11 protein-coding genes and 1 pseudogene are annotated in these 16,903 nt (G+C 73.1%); 2 read left to right on the top strand and 10 right to left on the bottom strand.

What is annotated here, in order from left to right; genetic code table 11:
* Positions 1-77, top strand: a pseudogene (locus ACH4J0_RS33325) (ATP-binding protein); the annotation flags it as partial.
* Between the two features lie 64 nt (positions 78-141).
* On the opposite strand, the gene cimA reads toward ACH4J0_RS33325, so the two are convergent.
* The 4 genes from cimA to ACH4J0_RS33305 all read right to left on the bottom strand — a co-directional run bounded on the left by cimA (position 142) and on the right by ACH4J0_RS33305 (position 4,743).
* Complete coding sequence (gene cimA / locus ACH4J0_RS33320) at positions 142-1,746, bottom strand: citramalate synthase (protein ID WP_396244706.1); 1,605 nt, start codon at positions 1,744-1,746, stop codon at positions 142-144.
* A 359-nt stretch (positions 1,747-2,105) separates the two neighbouring features.
* Positions 2,106-3,218 carry a branched-chain amino acid aminotransferase gene (locus tag ACH4J0_RS33315; RefSeq protein WP_396244705.1) on the bottom strand — a complete coding sequence of 371 codons (1,113 nt, stop codon included), beginning with the start codon at positions 3,216-3,218 and terminating at the stop codon, positions 2,106-2,108.
* 248 nt (positions 3,219-3,466) lie between these two features.
* Complete coding sequence (locus ACH4J0_RS33310; RefSeq protein WP_396244703.1) at positions 3,467-4,504, bottom strand: 3-isopropylmalate dehydrogenase; 1,038 nt, start codon at positions 4,502-4,504, stop codon at positions 3,467-3,469.
* A gap of 59 nt (positions 4,505-4,563) precedes the next feature.
* On the bottom strand, positions 4,564-4,743 hold the full coding sequence (locus ACH4J0_RS33305; RefSeq protein WP_396244702.1) for a hypothetical protein: 180 nt from the start codon (positions 4,741-4,743) through the stop codon (positions 4,564-4,566).
* A gap of 91 nt (positions 4,744-4,834) precedes the next feature.
* Here ACH4J0_RS33305 and ACH4J0_RS33300 point away from each other — a divergent pair, with 91 nt between their 5' ends.
* The gene (locus ACH4J0_RS33300) at positions 4,835-7,333 is read left to right on the top strand and encodes a YfhO family protein (RefSeq protein ID WP_396244700.1); all 2,499 of its coding nucleotides are present in this window, start codon (positions 4,835-4,837) and stop codon (positions 7,331-7,333) included.
* A gap of 83 nt (positions 7,334-7,416) precedes the next feature.
* Here the strand turns inward: ACH4J0_RS33300 and ACH4J0_RS33295 are convergent, their stop codons facing one another.
* The 6 genes from ACH4J0_RS33295 to ACH4J0_RS33270 form a co-directional block, all read right to left on the bottom strand.
* Positions 7,417-10,758 carry a S8 family serine peptidase gene (locus tag ACH4J0_RS33295; protein ID WP_396244699.1) on the bottom strand — a complete coding sequence of 1,114 codons (3,342 nt, stop codon included), beginning with the start codon at positions 10,756-10,758 and terminating at the stop codon, positions 7,417-7,419.
* A gap of 240 nt (positions 10,759-10,998) precedes the next feature.
* Positions 10,999-11,160, bottom strand: coding sequence for a hypothetical protein (locus ACH4J0_RS33290; RefSeq protein WP_167344945.1), 162 nt, complete (start codon positions 11,158-11,160; stop codon positions 10,999-11,001).
* A gap of 339 nt (positions 11,161-11,499) precedes the next feature.
* On the bottom strand, positions 11,500-13,080 hold the full coding sequence (gene serA, locus ACH4J0_RS33285) for a phosphoglycerate dehydrogenase (protein WP_396244697.1): 1,581 nt from the start codon (positions 13,078-13,080) through the stop codon (positions 11,500-11,502).
* Positions 13,081-13,319: 239 nt separating this feature from the next.
* Complete coding sequence (gene ilvC, locus ACH4J0_RS33280; protein ID WP_396244696.1) at positions 13,320-14,318, bottom strand: ketol-acid reductoisomerase; 999 nt, start codon at positions 14,316-14,318, stop codon at positions 13,320-13,322.
* Between the two features lie 136 nt (positions 14,319-14,454).
* Entirely contained in the window at positions 14,455-14,979 is a 525-nt protein-coding gene (ilvN, locus tag ACH4J0_RS33275; RefSeq protein ID WP_030286969.1) for an acetolactate synthase small subunit, read from the bottom strand.
* A 34-nt stretch (positions 14,980-15,013) separates the two neighbouring features.
* The gene (locus tag ACH4J0_RS33270) at positions 15,014-16,867 is read right to left on the bottom strand and encodes an acetolactate synthase large subunit (protein WP_396244695.1); all 1,854 of its coding nucleotides are present in this window, start codon (positions 16,865-16,867) and stop codon (positions 15,014-15,016) included.
* Between the last annotated feature and the right edge of the window lie 36 nt (positions 16,868-16,903).

The raw sequence follows: 16,903 nt of genomic DNA, 5'->3' as shown, positions 1-16,903 counted from the left end.
ACGCCCGCCGCCGCGACAGCGCCAAGAGCGCCCTCATCACCCTGGTCGAACACGCCCTGCTCGCCCGACTCCGGTGACCACCGCGCCTGTGGGCCACGGGACTCGGTGGAGTCCCGTGGCCCACAGGGGGTTTCGGCACGCCTACTCGGTCGGCTCCAGCCCGGCGCGGATCAGGCCGTAGGTGTACGCGTCCTCAAGTGCCAGCCAGGAGGCGGCGATCACGTTGTCGGCCACGCCGACCGTGGACCAGGTGGCGGTGCCGTCGGTGGACTCGATCAGCACCCGGGTCTTGGAGCCGGTGCCGTGCTGCCCCTCCAGGATGCGGACCTTGTAGTCCACCAACTCGAAGGTGGCCAGCGGCGGGTAGATGCCCTCCAGGGCCGTCCGCAGCGCCTGGTCCAGCGCGTTGACCGGGCCGTTGCCCTCGCCGATGGCGATCCGGCGCTCACCCTTGGCCCACAGCTTGACGGTCGCCTCGTTGCCGGAGACCCCGTGCGGGCCCTGCTCGCTGATGGTCCGCCAGGACTCCAACCGGTAGAAGCGCTCCCGGCTGCCGCGCACCTCGTCGCGCAGCAGCAGCTCGAAGGAGGCGTCGGCGGACTCGTAGGTGTAGCCGAGGTTCTCCTGCTCCTTCACCTTGGCCACCACCCGGCCGGCCAGGTCCCGGTCGGTGGACAGGTCGTAGCCGAGCTCCTTGCCCTTGAGCTCCACCGAGGCCCGTCCGGCCATGTCGGAGACCAGCATCCGCATGGTGTTGCCGACCAGCTCGGGGTCGGTGTGCTGGTACAGGTCCGGGTCGACCTTGATCGCGGAGGCGTGCAGACCCGCCTTGTGGGCGAAGGCCGAGAAGCCGACGTACGGCTGGTGGGTGGACGGCGCCAGGTTGACCAGCTCGGCGATCGCGTGCGAGATCCGGGTCATCTCGGCCAGCCGGCCCGGGGGCAGCACCCGGCGGTCGTACTTCAGCTCCAGCGCGCCGACCACCGGGAACAGGTTGGCGTTGCCGACCCGCTCGCCGTAGCCGTTCGCGGTGCACTGCACGTGGCTGGCACCGGCGTCCACCGCGGCCAGGGTGTTGGCCACCGCGCAACCGGTGTCGTCCTGGGCGTGCATGCCGATCCGGGCGCCGGTCGCCGCGATCACGTCCGCGACGGTCTCCCGGACGCCCGTCGGCAGCATCCCGCCGTTGGTGTCGCACAGCACCACCACGTCGGCCCCGGCCCGGTGCGCGGTGCGGACCACCGCGAGGGCGTACTCGCGGTTCGCCCGGTACCCGTCGAAGAAGTGCTCGCAGTCCAGGAACACCCGACGGCCCTGGGCGCGCAGGAACTCGACGCTGTCCCGGATCATCTCCAGGTTCTCGTCCAGCGTGGTGCGCAGCGCCAGTTCGACGTGCCGGTCGTGCGACTTCGCGACCAGGGTGACCACGGGCGCGCCGGAGGCGACCAGCGCCGCCAGCTGGGGGTCCTCGGCCGCCTTGCCGCCGGCCCGGCGGGTGGCGCCGAAGGCGACCAGCTGGGCGCTGCGCAGCTCCAGCTCGGCGGCGGCGCGGGCGAAGAACTCGGTGTCCCGGGGGTTGGCGCCGGGCCAGCCGCCCTCGATGAAGCCGACCCCGAACTCGTCCAGGTGCCGGGCGATGGCCAGCTTGTCCGCCACCGTCAGGTTGATGCCCTCCCGCTGCGCGCCGTCGCGCAGGGTGGTGTCGAACACGTGGAAGCTGTCGTCGGTACGGCTGACCTCGGTCATGACCCCTGGTTCTCCGTTCGGGGAGGTTGGTACTGCTCTGCCGGATTCTCGTCCCGGCTCCACTGTCCAGGATCCCGCGCGCGGCCCCGGTGTCCCCGGGCCCCTCGTGGGGGCCGTCGGCCGGTCCGGGAAACAAAAAGACCCCTCGCGGGTGCGAGAGGTCTGCGCGCGGGTCTGGACGCTCGTGGTCGCTTCGCATCGGGTCCTGCGGAAGCGGTCACTGCGGACCGGCGCGCCTGCTGCTAATAATCAGCGAAAGCGAGGACACGCTCGCAGTCTGGCACAGCCTCCGGGATCCGGCCCGCCCGTCTCGCGATGCGAAACAGGGCAGGCCGGAGGCGGTTCCGGTGTCCGGATGATCAGACGATCTTGTGCAGCCAGTTGTGGGTGTCCGGCTGCTGGCCACCCTGGATGGCCAGCAGGGCGCGGCGCAGCTCCATGGTGATCGGGCCGGGCTCGCCGGTCCCGACGGTCCAGTCGGCGGCCGCGGACTTCACCGAGCCGACCGGGGTGATGACGGCGGCGGTGCCGCAGGCGAAGACCTCGGTGAGGGTGCCGTCGGCGTTCGCCCGCTGCCACTCGTCGGTGGAGATCTTCCGCTCCTCGACCGCGTAGCCCAGGTCGGCGGCGAGCTGGAGCAGCGAGTCGCGGGTGATGCCGGGCAGCAGCGCGCCGGACAGCTCCGGGGTGACGATCCTGGCGTCCTTGCCCTCGCCGAAGACGAAGTACAGGTTCATGCCGCCCATCTCCTCGACCCACCGGTGCTCGGCGGCGTCGAGCCAGACCACCTGGTCGCAGCCCTTCTCGGCGGCCTGGGCCTGGGCGACCAGCGAGGCCGCGTAGTTGCCCGCGCACTTGGCCGCGCCGGTGCCGCCGGGCGCGGCCCGGACGTACTCCTTGGACAGCCAGACCGAGACCGGCTTGATGCCGCCCTGGAAGTAGGCGCCGGCCGGGGAGGCGATGATCATGAAGAGGTAGGAGTTGGCCGGGCGGACACCCAGGCCGACCTCGGTGGCGAACATGAACGGACGCAGGTAGAGGCTCTGCTCCGGCTCGTTCGGCACCCACCCCTGTTCCTGCTGGACCAGCAGCTCGACGGCCTCGACGAAGGTCTCCACCGGCAGCTCCGGCATCGCCAGGCGGCGGGCCGAGGCCTGGAAGCGCAGGGCGTTGGCCTCCGGGCGGAAGGTCGCGATCGAACCGTCGGCCTGGCGGTAGGCCTTCAGGCCCTCGAAGATCGCCTGGCCGTAGTGCAGGGTCATGTTCGCCGGGTCCATCTCGACCGGCGCGTACGGGACCAGCTGGGCGTCGTGCCACCCACGGCCCTCCGTCCAGCGGATGGTGACCATGTGGTCGGTGAAGACGCGGCCGAAGCCGGGGTTGGTCAGCCGGGCCTCGCGCTCCGCTGCGGACAACGGGTGGGCGGAGGGCTTGAGGTCGAACGTGATGGGCGCCTGGGTGGGCGTGCTCATGGCTGTTTCCTTCACCGTGGGGTTCGTTCGGGCCGCCACCGCCGAAGGAACGTCACGGCGATCGAACGCCGAACGAACGCACAACGGCACGGCCCACTGTCGATACTCGCATCCAGAGGGCCGTGCCGAACAGCTGCCCGCTCCTTGGGGAGCTGCAAGCTGCGGTTATGCGGACCGGCCCACCGGGGCCGGATCCTTGTGCGGTCCGGCCCGTACGACCGGAAGTCCGTCTGCTCGGACCCGGCCCGTCAGCCGGATACTCGGCCGGCGAGCGCGTCGCCGACCTGGGACGTGGAACGGGTGCCGGTGCGCTCGGCGAGGTCCGCCGCGACGGCGGCCTCGACCCGGGCGGCCTCGGCGGCGAAACCGAGGTGCTCCAGCAGCATGGCGACCGACAGCACGGTGGCCGTCGGGTCGGCCTTGCCCTGGCCGGCGATGTCCGGCGCCGAGCCGTGCACCGGCTCGAACATCGACGGGAACTCGCCGCTCGGGTTGATGTTGCCGCTCGCGGCCAGGCCGATGCCGCCGGTGACGGCCGCGGCCAGGTCGGTCAGGATGTCGCCGAACAGGTTGTCGGTGACGATGACGTCGAAGCGCTCGGGCTGGGTGACGAAGAAGATCGTGGCCGCGTCGACGTGCAGGTAGTCGGTGGTGACCTCGGGGAACTCCCGGCCGACCTCGGCGAAGATCCGCGACCACAGGTGCCCGGCGTGCACCAGGACGTTGTTCTTGTGCACCAGGGTGAGCCGCTTGCGCGGCCGCGCCTGGGCCCGGCGGTAGGCGTCGCGCACCACGCGCTCGATGCCGTACGCGGTGTTCAGGCTGACCTCGGTGGCCACCTCGTGCTCGGTGCCGGTGCGCAGCGAGCCGCCGTTGCCGACGTACGGGCCCTCGGTTCCCTCGCGGACGACCACGAAGTCGATCTCCGGCTGACCGGCGAGCGGGGAGGCCACGCCGGGGAACAGCCGGCCCGGCCGCAGGTTGATGTGGTGGTCGAAGGCGAACCGCAGCTTCAGCAGCAGCCCCCGCTCCAGCACCCCGGACGGCACGCTCGGGTCCCCGATGGCGCCCAGCAGGATGGCGTCGAACGCCTTGAGCTCCGCCAGCACGCTGTCCGGCAGCGTCTCCCCGGTCCGGTGGTAGCGCCGGGCCCCGAGGTCGTACTCGGTGGTCTCCAGCTTCACGTCGGCGGGAAGCGCGGCACCCAGGACCTTCAGACCTTCGGCCACCACTTCCTGGCCGATGCCGTCACCCGGGACAACTGCGAGACGAATGGTGCGAGACATGCTCGGACCCTACTCCGGTGTCCCAGGGGCTGACACCTCGCGTCCAGCATCTGGACCGGTCAGGTCAGATCGATCTCGACCGGGAACGGCTGATCGATCTTCAACTGCTTGTGGTGGATCCCGGTTGGAAAATACCGCCTCGCCGCAGGCTCAAGCTCGAACGTGTAGACGACCGGGCGACCCTCGTCACATTCGACCCGCCAGAAATGACGACTCGGCGAGGCCTCCTCGCACGTCACCCCTTCGAGGGAGCGCGGGTGATCAGAGTCGCGCCAGGGGCGCGCTTAGGGTGGCGTGATCCGGGATTCCTGGCAGAAACGGGGCGGGTGGGTGAAGGCCGAACGGCGGCGGGAGGTGCTGGTCTGCGGGGGTGCGGCCGCGCTGGCGATGGGCGGGTTCGCGCTCGCCGCCGGGCTGCGCGGGCGGTGGCCGGCCGGGACGGGCGCGGTCGCCGTGCCGTACCACGCGCACCTGTGGGACCTGCTGCACGGGCAGGCCGCCGGGGACCTGTTGTTCAACTGGAACAGCGGCTACGGCGTCCCGTTCCTGGCGGACTTCTTCGCCTACCTGATGAATCCGTTCTCCTGGCCGACCGCCCTGCTCCCCCGCGACCAGGGGCAGCTCGCCGTCTTCCTGGTGGCCCTGGCCACCATCGGCCTCGGCACCGCCCTGATGGCCCACCTGCTCGGCCGGGTTCACCCCGGCCCCCGGTGGCTGCGGGTGCTCGCCGCCGTCGGGTACGGACTCTGCGCCTGGGTGCTGGACGTGGGCGGGGCCGCACCGATGTGGCTCTGGGGCCTGGTCTCGCTGCCGCTGCTCGGTCTGGTCGGGGACTGGTGCCTGCGCGAGCGCCGCTGGGTGGCCGGCGCGCTGTGCGTCTCCCTCGTCTGGGCGGGCAACCTCTACACCGCCGCGCTGGCCACCCTGATGGCCGGACTCCTGTTCGCCGTACGACTGCTCGCCACCCCGCGCGCCTTCCGGCACCGGGTCCGGGCGACCGGCCGGGCGATCACGTTGACCGTCACCGGGGTGCTGCTCGCCTCCCCGGTGCTGTTCGTCGCCGTCCGGGCCGCACGCGGCGCCCAGCCGGAGTCCCCGGTGCAGCCGCTCGGCCCGTCCAGGCTGGGCGGGCGCCTCTCCGAGCTGCTGCCCACCACCACCGGCGGGCGGCCGCTGCCGGACATCGCGATCGGGGTGCTGGGGCTGCTGCTGGTGTGCGGGCTGCCGTTCAACCGGCGGGTGCGGATCCGGGAGCGGGCGGTCTGGTGCGCGGCCCTGACGCTGATCGTGCTCGCCTTCGTCTGGACCCCGACCGTACTGGTCTGGCACGGGCTGGCGATCCCGGCCGGTGGGCCGTACCGGGTCGCCTTCGTGCTCAGCGGGCTGCTGGTGCTGGCCGGCTGGGTGTCGCTCGCCCACCGGCCGGACCCGCTCACCCTGCTGGGCGGCGCCGCCCTGGTCGCGCTGATCGCCGCGCTGGCGGCCACCCGGCGCTCGGTGCACACCTCCACCTGGGTGCTGCTGGGCGTCGGCGGCGCCGTCGTGCTCGCCGCGCTGTGGCTGCTGGAGCACCGCCACACCGACCGCCGGGCGAACGCCCTTGCCACCTGGGTGCTCGGCGGCGTGGTGCTCGGCAACGCCGTCTGGTCCGGGTACGCGGCGCTCGGCGCGGCCCCCGACGACTCCGTCCCCCCGGCCGCCGTCCGGGCCGGGCACGAAGCCGTGCGGGCCGGCGCCGACTGGCCGGACGGGCGCAGCGACCCCGGCCCGCACGCCTTCACCCCCAACGACCCGCTGCTGCTGAACGGCCAGGGCGGCGGCTACTTCAGCGGCTACCTGCCGACCGTCGTCGCCCAGCTGCTGCACGACCTCGGGGCGGGCTGGACGGCCGGCGGGCGGCAGACCGGGAGCGTCACCGACCCGGTCGGGCAGGCGCTGTTCGGGATCCGCGCCCACCTGGACGACGGGCCGCCGCCGAACGGCTTCACCCCCGGGCGGGCGCCCGCCCCACCGCTGGTCACCGTGCTGCCGCCGGGCGCCCGGCCGGAGACCTCCTCGGTCTGGGCCCGCCAGGAGTCGCTGCTCGGCAGCCAGGTGTACGACGCCCCGCTGCCCGTCCCGGCCGGTGGCCCGGCGCCTGCCCTGCACGGCACCAGCGGCTGGTCGGTGCCGGCCGGCGGGGACGGCACGGTGTTCACCGCCGCCTGCACCCCGGGGTCGACGGCCTACTTCCACGGGGTCTGGTACCACGGCACGGTCAGCGGCCTGGGCACCAGCTACCGCAGCGACGGCGAGCAGCCCACCACGGCGGTGGCCGTCCACCGGCTGGGGACCGTCCCGGCGGACGGGGTGGTCCGGGTGACCCTGCGGTCGGACGTCGTCAGCCAGGTCCCGGCCCGGCCGATCGGCTGTCTGCGGGCCGACGCCCTGGCGGCCGCGATCACCCGCCTCGCCGCCACCGGCGCCACCCGCGTCGAAGCCGGCGGCCACACCGTCTCGGCCACCCTCCCGCCGGGCTCCACCGGCACCGCACTGCTGTCCGTCCCCGCCACCGAGGGCTGGACCTGCGCCACGGACGGCGGCGCACGCACCGAGCCCACCCCGGTCCTCGGCATGATCGGCGTCCCCCTCGGCGGCGGCGCCTCCCGCGTCTCCTGCGCCTTCCGGCCGCCCGGCCTCACCGAGGGCCTCACCGTCACCTCCGGCACGACCGCCGCCCTCGCCCTGGTCGCGGTCTTCACCCACCTCTCCCGCCGCGAACACCGACCGCCCCGCCGCGAACGCCGCGCCGCCGCCGCCCGAGCGGCCGGCGGGGCCGGCGGGGCCTGACCCGCCCCCCGGAGGAGCGGCGGGACGCCGGAAGGGGCGGCCCGCCGGCACTGGTCGGCGGGCCGCCCCTTCCGGCGTACCGGCTACGGCAGGGTGAGGACCTCGGCCCTCCGGTCGGCCGGGTTGAGGTGGTACAGCAGCAGGAGCCGGGAGGTGCCGCCCGGGGTGCGGTGCACGTCGAGGACGGTGCCGGGGCCGGCCGGGGTCACCATCGCGGTCGGGCCGGTGAGACCGGCCCTGACGGTGAGGGCCGGGTGCAGGAGGTCCACCGGGACGGTGGGACGGGTGCCGCGCAGGCCGATGGCGGAGTAGGCGTCGGCCTGGTCGGGCGTGCCGGGGGCGGCGACACCGGACCAGACGCCGTAACGGACGGTGCTGTGGCCGGGCTTGACGCCGGGCAGGGCGCTCAGCCGGACCGGCAGGACCACGACGTCGCTGTCCAGCAGTTCGGTGTCGGTGTCACCCCAGTGGGCGTTGAGCGGCTGGACGTCGAGTTCGGCGCCGGTGCGGGCGTCGAGGGCTCGCGAGACCAGGACGTCGCTGCCGCGCAGCCGGTCGGCCTTGAGGATCACATCGGTGACGCCGTCCCCGTCGGTGTCCAGCGACACCCGTACCCCGTACAGCCCGACCGGCGTGGCCGCCGGGGTCCACAGCCGCGCGCCGACGTACAGCAGGTCGGAGCCGACGGCGGCGCCCGCGGCCCGCAGGTCGGCGGCCCGGTCGCCGGGGCGTTCGACGCAGAGGTCCTGGGGCGGGTCGTCCGGTTCCGTCGCGCCCTCGGGCCGGATGCCCGCGCCGGGGCCGACGGCCTTGCCGCTGCCGGGCGGGCAGTCGGGCCAGCGGGGACCCTCGCCGCCGAGCGCGAAGGCGCTGACCAGTCCGGGCGCCTCGCCGGGGGCGGCGCTGCCGCCGAGGGTGACGAGGGTGCCGTCCCGGGTGGTGCGGGCGGAGGCGGTGACGCCGAGGTCGCCGGTCGGGCGCGGAGCGGCGAACACCGGGACGCGCAGCTGCGGCAGGGCCGGGTCGCCGAGCGGGCTGAACAGCACCCGCCCGGAGAGCTCGCCCCGGTAGCTGCGCGCCCGGCCGGCTTGCAGGGTGTCGATGGTCGGGTCGGGCGTGCGCCCCAACTCCCCCGGTACGGACAGCGTCACCCGCACCCGGGCGGTGCCGCCGGCCGGCACCTCGACCCGGTCCGGTGCCACCCGGAAGGCGGCACCGGGGAGTTGGGTGGCCGCCGCGTAGCCGGTGCGGTAACTCAGTGGCACGGAGGAGTGGTTGCGCAGCTCGATCTCGCGGTCGAGGGCCGTGGGCCCGCCGACCTCGACCGGCCCGTAGGAGACTCCGACGCTGCCCGCCCGGGCGCCCTCCCCCGCCGCGTAGGCGACGACCGGGGTGCGGACGGCCCGGTCGGCCTGGGCCCGTCCGGCGCCGGTGCGCTCGGGCCCGTAGACCGGCCCGTCGTGGTCGTCGCCGAGGTGGGTGTCCGTGCTGGTGTTCATCAGCGCGGCCTTGACCTGCTCGACCGGCCAGTCCGGGTGGGCCGCGCGGACCAGGGCCGCCAGCCCGGCGACGTGCGGGGCGGCCATCGAGGTGCCGTTCTCGCGCTGACCGCCGCTGCCGCTGCCGACCAGGGCCGACCAGATGGTCTCCCCGGGGGCGGCGAGGTCGGGCTTGATCACGCCGGGCAGGCCGACGCCGCGGGAGGTGAAGTCGGTGAGGGTGTCGGCCCGGGTCGGCTGGTTCTGCGCGACGGAGCCGTGCAGCGGGTTGCCGGGCGCGGCGAGCCGCACCTGTGCGCCGCCCTCGGCGGCGGCCTTCAGCAGCCGTTCGCCGTCCGCGCGGCCGAGCAGGACGGCGGGGATCCGGTCGTTGCCGGAGATCTCGGCAAGGTGGTCGGTGTCGGCGGCGTAGAGCGCGCCGATCGCCCCGGCGTCGGCGGCGTGGTCGGCGCGCGGGCCGGAGTTGCAGGCCCGGTCCGCATCGCGGGTCAGCCAGGTGAGCACCGCGATCCTCCCCTTCAGCCGCTGCTTGTCGGCCTCGCTGAAGACCGAGCAGCCGTCCGTCTGGTCGACGGGCGCGGCGAGGGCGCCGCTCACCTCGGTGGTGGACCAGCCCCGGTAGCGCTCGCTCCAGTGGCCGGGCACGACTCCGGCCAGCGCGGCGGGGGCGAGCACGGTGATGCCGTCCACGTCGGCGTGCCCGTGCACGGAGGCGGCGACGGTGATCGCCCGGACGGCGGTGCCGGGGCTGCCGCCGACGCCGTACACGTCGCCCTCGTTGCCCGCGGCCGCGATCACCACGGTGCCCAGTTCGGCGAGCCGGTCGACGGCGAGCGCGTCGGCGTCGTCGGGGCTGCCGAATCGGCTGCCGAGCGACAGGTTGACCACGTCGAGCCGGTCGCCGAGGTCGCCGTCCCCGTTCGGGTCGGCGGCCAGGTCGAGCGCCTGGGCGAGCCGGTCGGTGGAGCCGTCGCAGCCGAACACCCGGATCGCGTACAGCTGCGCGCCGGGGGCGGCGCCGGGGCCGATCCGGAAGGAGGCCGGGTCGAGCCCGGGCCGGTACGGGCCGGCGTACGGGTGGCCGTCGGCGGTGACGCCGTACCCGGCGGCCGTCCCGGCGACGTGGGTGCCGTGCCCGTTGCGCACGCAGTCGAGCGGGTTGTCGCTGGGGTGCGGGACGGGCTGGTGGTTCGGGGAGGCCGGGTCGGGGTCGTAGTCGTCGCCGACGAGGTCCTTGCCGCCGACCACCTTGGCGTTGGGGAACAGCGCGGCCGGGGCGGGCTTGCCGCGCTCGACCGAGCGGAAGGCCTCCTCGGTGCCGGGGCCGCCGAAGTCGGCGTGGGTGTAGTCGATGCCGCTGTCGATGATGCCGATCCGCATGCCCTGGCCGGTGTTCCCGGCGACCGCCGCGTCCCCGGACCAGACCTGCGGGGCACCGGTCAGCGGGACGGAGTAGGCGTTGTCTCGCTGCTTGTTCACGATCGGGTGGACGGCCCGGACGCCGGGCAGCGCCCGCAGCGCGGGCAGCCGCTCGGCGGGGGCGTCGACCGCCAGGCCGGTGAGCAGGGTGTGGGTGCGGTAGAGCTCGCGGGCGGCGGGGGCCGACCGGTGGACGGCCTCGGCGAGCCGGTCCAGCGCGTCCCCGGCCCGCCCCCGCTGGGCGGCTCCGGCCTCGGCGGCGTCCCGGTGGACGGCCTCCGGCGAGCGCTGGGCCCGCCGGGCGGTCTCGGCGGCGCGCCGCCAGGCGGGGCCGGCCGCCTCGGTGGTGAGTTCGAGTAGGACGGAGGTCGTCCGGCCCCGGCCGGGCGGTCCGGCGCTGGACGGTCCGCCCGCGGCCGGGGAGGCGGCGAGCGCCACGCCCCCGGCCAGCAGGGTCAGGGTGAGGCCGATCCGGGCGAGCGGTCGGCGGACGGGTGGCAGGCGCACGAGGGACCCTCTCCCCCGGCAGGGGGGAATGATCCGCACACCGAGGAGGTCGCTGGCGCCCGCCCACACGGACGTCGATCACCCTTCCGGGGGCCCCAAATTAGGATGATCGCGCACTCGGGGCGAGCAACTTCCCCCGGACGGACCCCAGTTGCACTCCACGGGGTGACGTTCGGTCAACCCGGTCGGCGTAGTAGCCCGATGAACGCCACCCGCGGCGCCGCTCGGCCGTGGCCGGGCTCAGTGGTGGCCGGTGGCGCCGCCGTTGTCCCGGCGGTCCAGCGAGCGCTGCAGCGCGGCGGCGGCGAAGGGGTTGCGCTCGGCGGCCCGACGGCGGCGCGGGGCGCGCACGGGGGTGGCGGCGGGGGCGGGGGTGGCGTGGCGGTCGGCGGTGGTGGGCATACCGGGCTCCTTGGAAGCGGCGCGCGTCAAGCGCGGCATGAGGGTGGGAAACCAGGGGTGTCGCGCGCAGCGCGTCCGGGAAGGGCGGCGGCGGGCGACGGGAGGGAGCGCGCGGAGCAGGGGTCGCCTGCCCGTGGGGGCGCACGCACACACGGGCCGCGCGCCCTGGCTACAGGGGCGGCACACCGTACGGCCCTTCCACGGTACGACCCCGGTCCGGCCGTGTCTGCACGAATACTTGGATTTCCTAGTATCTGAGACGGGCCTCACCCGGCAGAACGCAGCAGGACCCGGACCGCCGTTCGAACGGCGGTCCGGGCCCTGGTCAGGGCGGGGGGATCAGCCCAGGTCGACCGAGCGCGCGAAGCGGGCGCCGATCTCGGCGGCGATCGCCGTCAGCACGTCCTGCGGGATCTCGCTGTCCACCGTGATGGAGGCGAGGGCGCTGCCGCCGTCCCGCGCGACCTGCATGCCCGCGATGTTGATGCCCGCGTCGCCGAGGTGACGGCCGAGCACGCCGACCACGCCGGGGCGGTCCTCGTACTTGAAGAAGGCCATGTGGTCGGTGAGCGCCACGTCGACGTCGAAGGTGTCCACGCCGACGATCTTCTGGGTCTGCTTCGGGCCGGCCAGCGTGCCGGAGATGGCGATCTCCTCGCCGTCCGCCAGCGTGCCGCGCACGGTGATCACGTTGCGGTGCTCGGGGCTCTCGCTGGAGGTGGTCAGGCGGACCTCGACGCCGCGCTCCTGGGCGAACAGCGGGGCGTTGACGTAGGACACCGTCTCCGCCACCACGTCCTCGAACACGCCCTTCAGCGCGGACAGTTCGAGCACCTTCACGTCGTGCTGGGTGATCTCGCCGCGGACCTCGACGTCCAGCCGGACGGCCACCTCGCCGGCCAGCGCGGTGAAGATCCGGCCGAGCTTCTCGGCCAGTGGCAGGCCCGGGCGCACGTCCTCGGCGATCACGCCGCCCTGGACGTTGACGGCGTCCGGCACCAGCTCGCCGGCCAGCGCCAGGCGCACCGACTTGGCGACCGCGATGCCGGCCTTCTCCTGCGCCTCGTCGGTGGAGGCGCCCAGGTGCGGGGTGGCGACCACGTTGTCGAAGGCGAACAGCGGGGAGTCGGTGCAGGGCTCCTTGGCGTACACGTCCAGGCCCGCGCCGGCCACCCGGCCCTCGCGCAGCGCGGCGGCGAGCGCCTCCTCGTCCACGATGCCGCCGCGGGCGGCGTTGACGATGCGCACGCTCGGCTTGACCTTGTGCAGCGCCTCGTCGCCGATCAGGCCGATCGTCTCGGGGGTCTTGGGGAGGTGGACGGTGATGAAGTCCGAGACCTCCAGCAGCTCCTCCAGCGAGACCAGCTTGACGCCCATCTGCGCGGCGCGGGCGGCCTGGATGTAGGGGTCGTACGCGACGATCTTCATCCCGAACGCGGACATCCGCTGGGCGACCAGGACGCCGATCCGGCCGAGGCCGACCACGCCGAGGGTCTTCTCGCTCAGCTCGACGCCCGTGTACTTGTTGCGCTTCCACTCGCCCTGCTTGAGCGCCGTGTTGGCGGGGGCGATGTTGCGGGCGACGGAGATCAGCAGGCCGCAGGCGAGTTCGGCGGCGGTGACGATGTTGGAGGTCGGCGCGTTGACGACCATCACGCCGGCCTTGGTGGCGGCGGCGACGTCCACGTTGTCCAGACCGACGCCGGCCCGGGCGACCACCTTGAGCTTGCGGGCGGCGGCCAGCGCCTCGGAGTCGACCTTGGTGGCGGAACGGATCAGGATCGCGTCGACGTCGGCGATCGCGGTGAGCAGCTCGGTGCGGTCGGCGCCGTTGCAGTGGCGGATCTCGAAGTCGGGGCCGAGGGCGTCGACGGTGGCGGGCGAAAGCTCTTCGGCGATCAGTACTACGGATTTGCTCACGACAGTGGGTCCTTAACTGTCCGGTTCCCCCGGGCACGTAGGTGGCGTGGCGGGCGGGGGAAGGTGGCATGGCCGCGTAGGTAGACGCACGACGCTGTGGGCCTGACGCGCACTCGGGAGTGTATCGGCGGGCAGGGTACGGGGCTGCTCCCGTCCGGCGAAATCACCCGGACGGGAGCAGCCTACTTGTACAAGGGCCTTGCGGAACCGGGCCCTGGAGGAACACCGGGCGAAAGGGCTCAGGCCTTCTCGTTGACCCAGCTCATCAGCGAGCGCAGCTTCTTGCCGGTGGTCTCCAGCAGGTGGTCCTCGTCGGCCTTCTTGTACTCGTTGTACTTCGGCAGGCCCGCCTTGTACTCGGCGATCCAGGTCTTGGCGAAGGTGCCGTCCTGGATCTCGGCGAGGACCTTCTTCATCTCGGCCTTGGTGTCGGCGGTGATGATGCGCGGGCCGGTGACGTAGTCGCCCCACTCTGCGGTCTCGGAGACCGACCAGCGCATCTTCTCCAGGCCGCCCTCGTACATCAGGTCGACGATCAGCTTCAGCTCGTGCAGGCACTCGAAGTAGGCGATCTCCGGCTGGTAGCCGGCCTCGACCAGGGTCTCGAAACCGGCCTTCACCAGGGCGGCGGTGCCACCGCAGAGGACGGCCTGCTCACCGAACAGGTCGGTCTCGGTCTCCTCGGTGAAGGTGGTCTTGATGACGCCGGCCTTGGTGGCGCCCAGGCCCTTGGCGTACGACAGGGCCAGGTCGAAGGCCTTGCCCGAGGCGTTCTGCTCGACCGCGACGATCGCCGGGACGCCGCGGCCCTCCTCGTACTGGCGGCGGACCAGGTGGCCCGGGCCCTTCGGGGCGACCATGCAGACGTCGACGTCCGCCGGGGGCTTGATGAAGCCGTAGCGGATGTTCAGGCCGTGGCCGAAGAACAGGGCGTCGCCGGCCTTCAGGTGCGGGGCGATGTCGGCCTCGTAGACGTCGGCCTGGATCGGGTCCGGCACCAGGATCATGATGACGTCGGCCTCGGCCGCGGCCTCGGCCGGGGTGACCACGCGCAGGCCGGCCTCCTCGGCCTTGGCACGGGACGTGGACTCCGGCTTCAGGCCGACCCGGACGTCGGCGCCGGAGTCGCGCAGGGACAGCGCGTGGGCGTGGCCCTGGCTGCCGTAGCCGATGACCGCGACCTTGCGGCCCTGGATGATGGACAGGTCGGCGTCGTCTTCGTAGAACAGCTCGGCCACGGGGGCACATCTCCTTGCGTGATGGGTGCCGGGGTTCCCAGCGTAGGCAACACCGGCGGGGTGCGGGTCTCTGCTCAAGAGGTGCCGCGCGCCAGCGCGTCCTTGGAAGGGCGGTGGCGGGCGACGGGCGCGCGGGTCAGGCGCTGCGGTCGAGGGCGCGCAGCGAGCGGTCCGTGATGGAACGCGCGCCGCGGCCGATGGCGACCAGGCCGGACTGGACCAACTCCTTGATGCCGTAAGGCTCCAGCATCCGGAGCATGGCCTCCAGCTTGTCCGAACTGCCGGTGGCCTCGATGGTCACCGCTTCGGGCGACACGTCGACGGTCTTGGCACGGAACAGCTGGACGATCTCGACGATCTGCGACCGGGTCTCGTTGTCGGCGCGGACCTTCACCAGGACCAGTTCCCGCTGGATCGCAGCGGACTGGTCGAGTTCGACGATCTTTATCACGTTCACGAGCTTGTTGAGCTGCTTGGTGACCTGTTCCAGCGGGAGATCCTCGACGTTGACCACGATCGTCATCCGGGACACGTCCGGGTGCTCGGTCGGGCCGACGGCGAGGGAGTCGATGTTGAAGCCCCGACGGGAGAACAGCGCGGCGATGCGGGCGAGCACGCCGGGCTTGTTCTCGACCAGGACGGAGAGGGTGTGCTTGGACATGTGGTTCCTCAGTCGTTCTGGGTTGTCGGGGTCGTCAGTCGAGATCGTCGCCGAAGTCGGGGCGGACGCCCTTGGCGAACTGGATCTCGTCGTTGCTGGTGCCGGCCGCGACCATCGGCCACACCATCGCGTCCTGGTGGACGATGAAGTCGATGACGACCGGGCGGTCGTTGATCTCCATCGCCTGCTTGATGACCGCGTCCAGGTCCTCGGGGCGCTCGCAGCGCAGGCCGACGCAGCCCATCGCCTCGGACAGCAGGACGAAGTCGGGGATCCGGGTGCCCTGGGCCGGCGGCGCGATGCCGTCGTGGCCGGGGCCGGAGTGGAGCACGGTGTTGGAGTAGCGCTGGTTGTAGAACAGCGTCTGCCACTGCCGGACCATGCCCAGCGAACCGTTGTTGATGACCGCGACCTTGATCGGGATGTCGTTCAGGGCGCAGGTGACCAGCTCCTGGTTGGTCATCTGGAAGCAGCCGTCGCCGTCGATGGCCCAGACCGCCGCCTCGGGGCGGCCCGCCTTGGCGCCCATCGCCGCCGGGACGGCGTAGCCCATGGTGCCGGCGCCGCCGGAGTTGAGCCAGGTGCCGGGCTTCTCGAAGCGGATGTACTGCGAGCTCCACATCTGGTGCTGGCCGACGCCCGCGGCGTAGATCGCCTCCGGGCCGACCAGCCGGCCGATCCGCTCGATGACCTGCTGCGGGGAGAGCTGGCCGTTCGGGGCCGGCTCGAAGCCCAGCGGGTAGGTCTTCTTCCACTCGTCGAGCTTCTCCCACCATTCCGCGTAGTCGCCCTTGTGACCGGCGTCGAACTCGGCCTGGACGGCGACGATCAGGTCGGCCAGCACCTCACGGGCGTCACCGACGATCGGCACGTCCGCCGGGCGGTTCTTGCCGATCTCGGCCGGGTCGATGTCCGCGTGCACGATCTTGGCGTACGGGGCGAAGCCGTCCAGCTTGCCGGTGACCCGGTCGTCGAAGCGGGCGCCCAGGGTGAACAGCAGGTCCGACTTCTGCAGCGCGGTGACGGCCGGGACGGAGCCGTGCATGCCGGGCATGCCCAGGTGCTGCGGGTGGCTGTCCGGGAAGGCGCCGAGCGCCATCAGGGTGGTGACGACCGGGGCGCCGGTCAGCTCGGCGAGGATCCGCAGCTCGGCGGTGGCCTGGGCCTTGATCACGCCGCCGCCGACGTACAGCACCGGACGCTTGCTGCTGACCAGCATCTTCGCGGCTTCGCGGATCTGCTTGGCGTGCGGCTTGGTGACGGGGCGGTAGCCCGGCAGCGCGGTCTCGACGGGCCAACGGAAGGTGGTGGTGGCCTGGAGGGCGTCCTTGGCGATGTCGACCAGGACCGGCCCGGGGCGGCCGGTGGCGGCGATGTGGAAGGCCTCGGCGATCACCCGGGGGATCTCGGCCGGGTCGGTGACCAGGTAGTTGTGCTTGGTGATCGGCATCGTGATGCCGCAGATGTCCGCCTCCTGGAAGGCGTCGGTGCCGATCGCCTTGGAGGAGACCTGACCGGTGATCGCGACGATCGGCACGGAGTCCATGTAGGCGTCGGCGATCGGGGTGACCAGGTTGGTGGCACCGGGGCCGGAGGTGGCCATGCAGACCCCGACCCGGCCGGTGGCCTGGGCGTAGCCGGTGGCGGCGTGGCCGGCGCCCTGCTCGTGGCGGACCAGGATGTGGCGCACCTTGACCGAGTCCATCAGCGGGTCGTACGCGGGAAGGATGGCCCCGCCCGGGATGCCGAAGACGGTGTCCGCGCCCACGGCCTCGAGCGAGCGGATGAGCGACTGGGCTCCGGTCATGGTCTCGGAGACGTGCTGGGGAGCGGGAGCGTGGGCGGCCGGGTTGTCCCCGCGGCGGGGGGATGCGGCGTGCTCGGTCATCTGCCTGTCTCTTCTCGGGTTTTGCCGGCCCGGTGC

The organism is Kitasatospora sp. NPDC017646, assembly GCF_044329365.1.
GTDB lineage: Bacteria > Actinomycetota > Actinomycetes > Streptomycetales > Streptomycetaceae > Kitasatospora.
The sequence above is the reverse complement of the archived record's forward strand: the minus strand, read 5'-3'. Positions and strand labels throughout refer to the sequence as shown.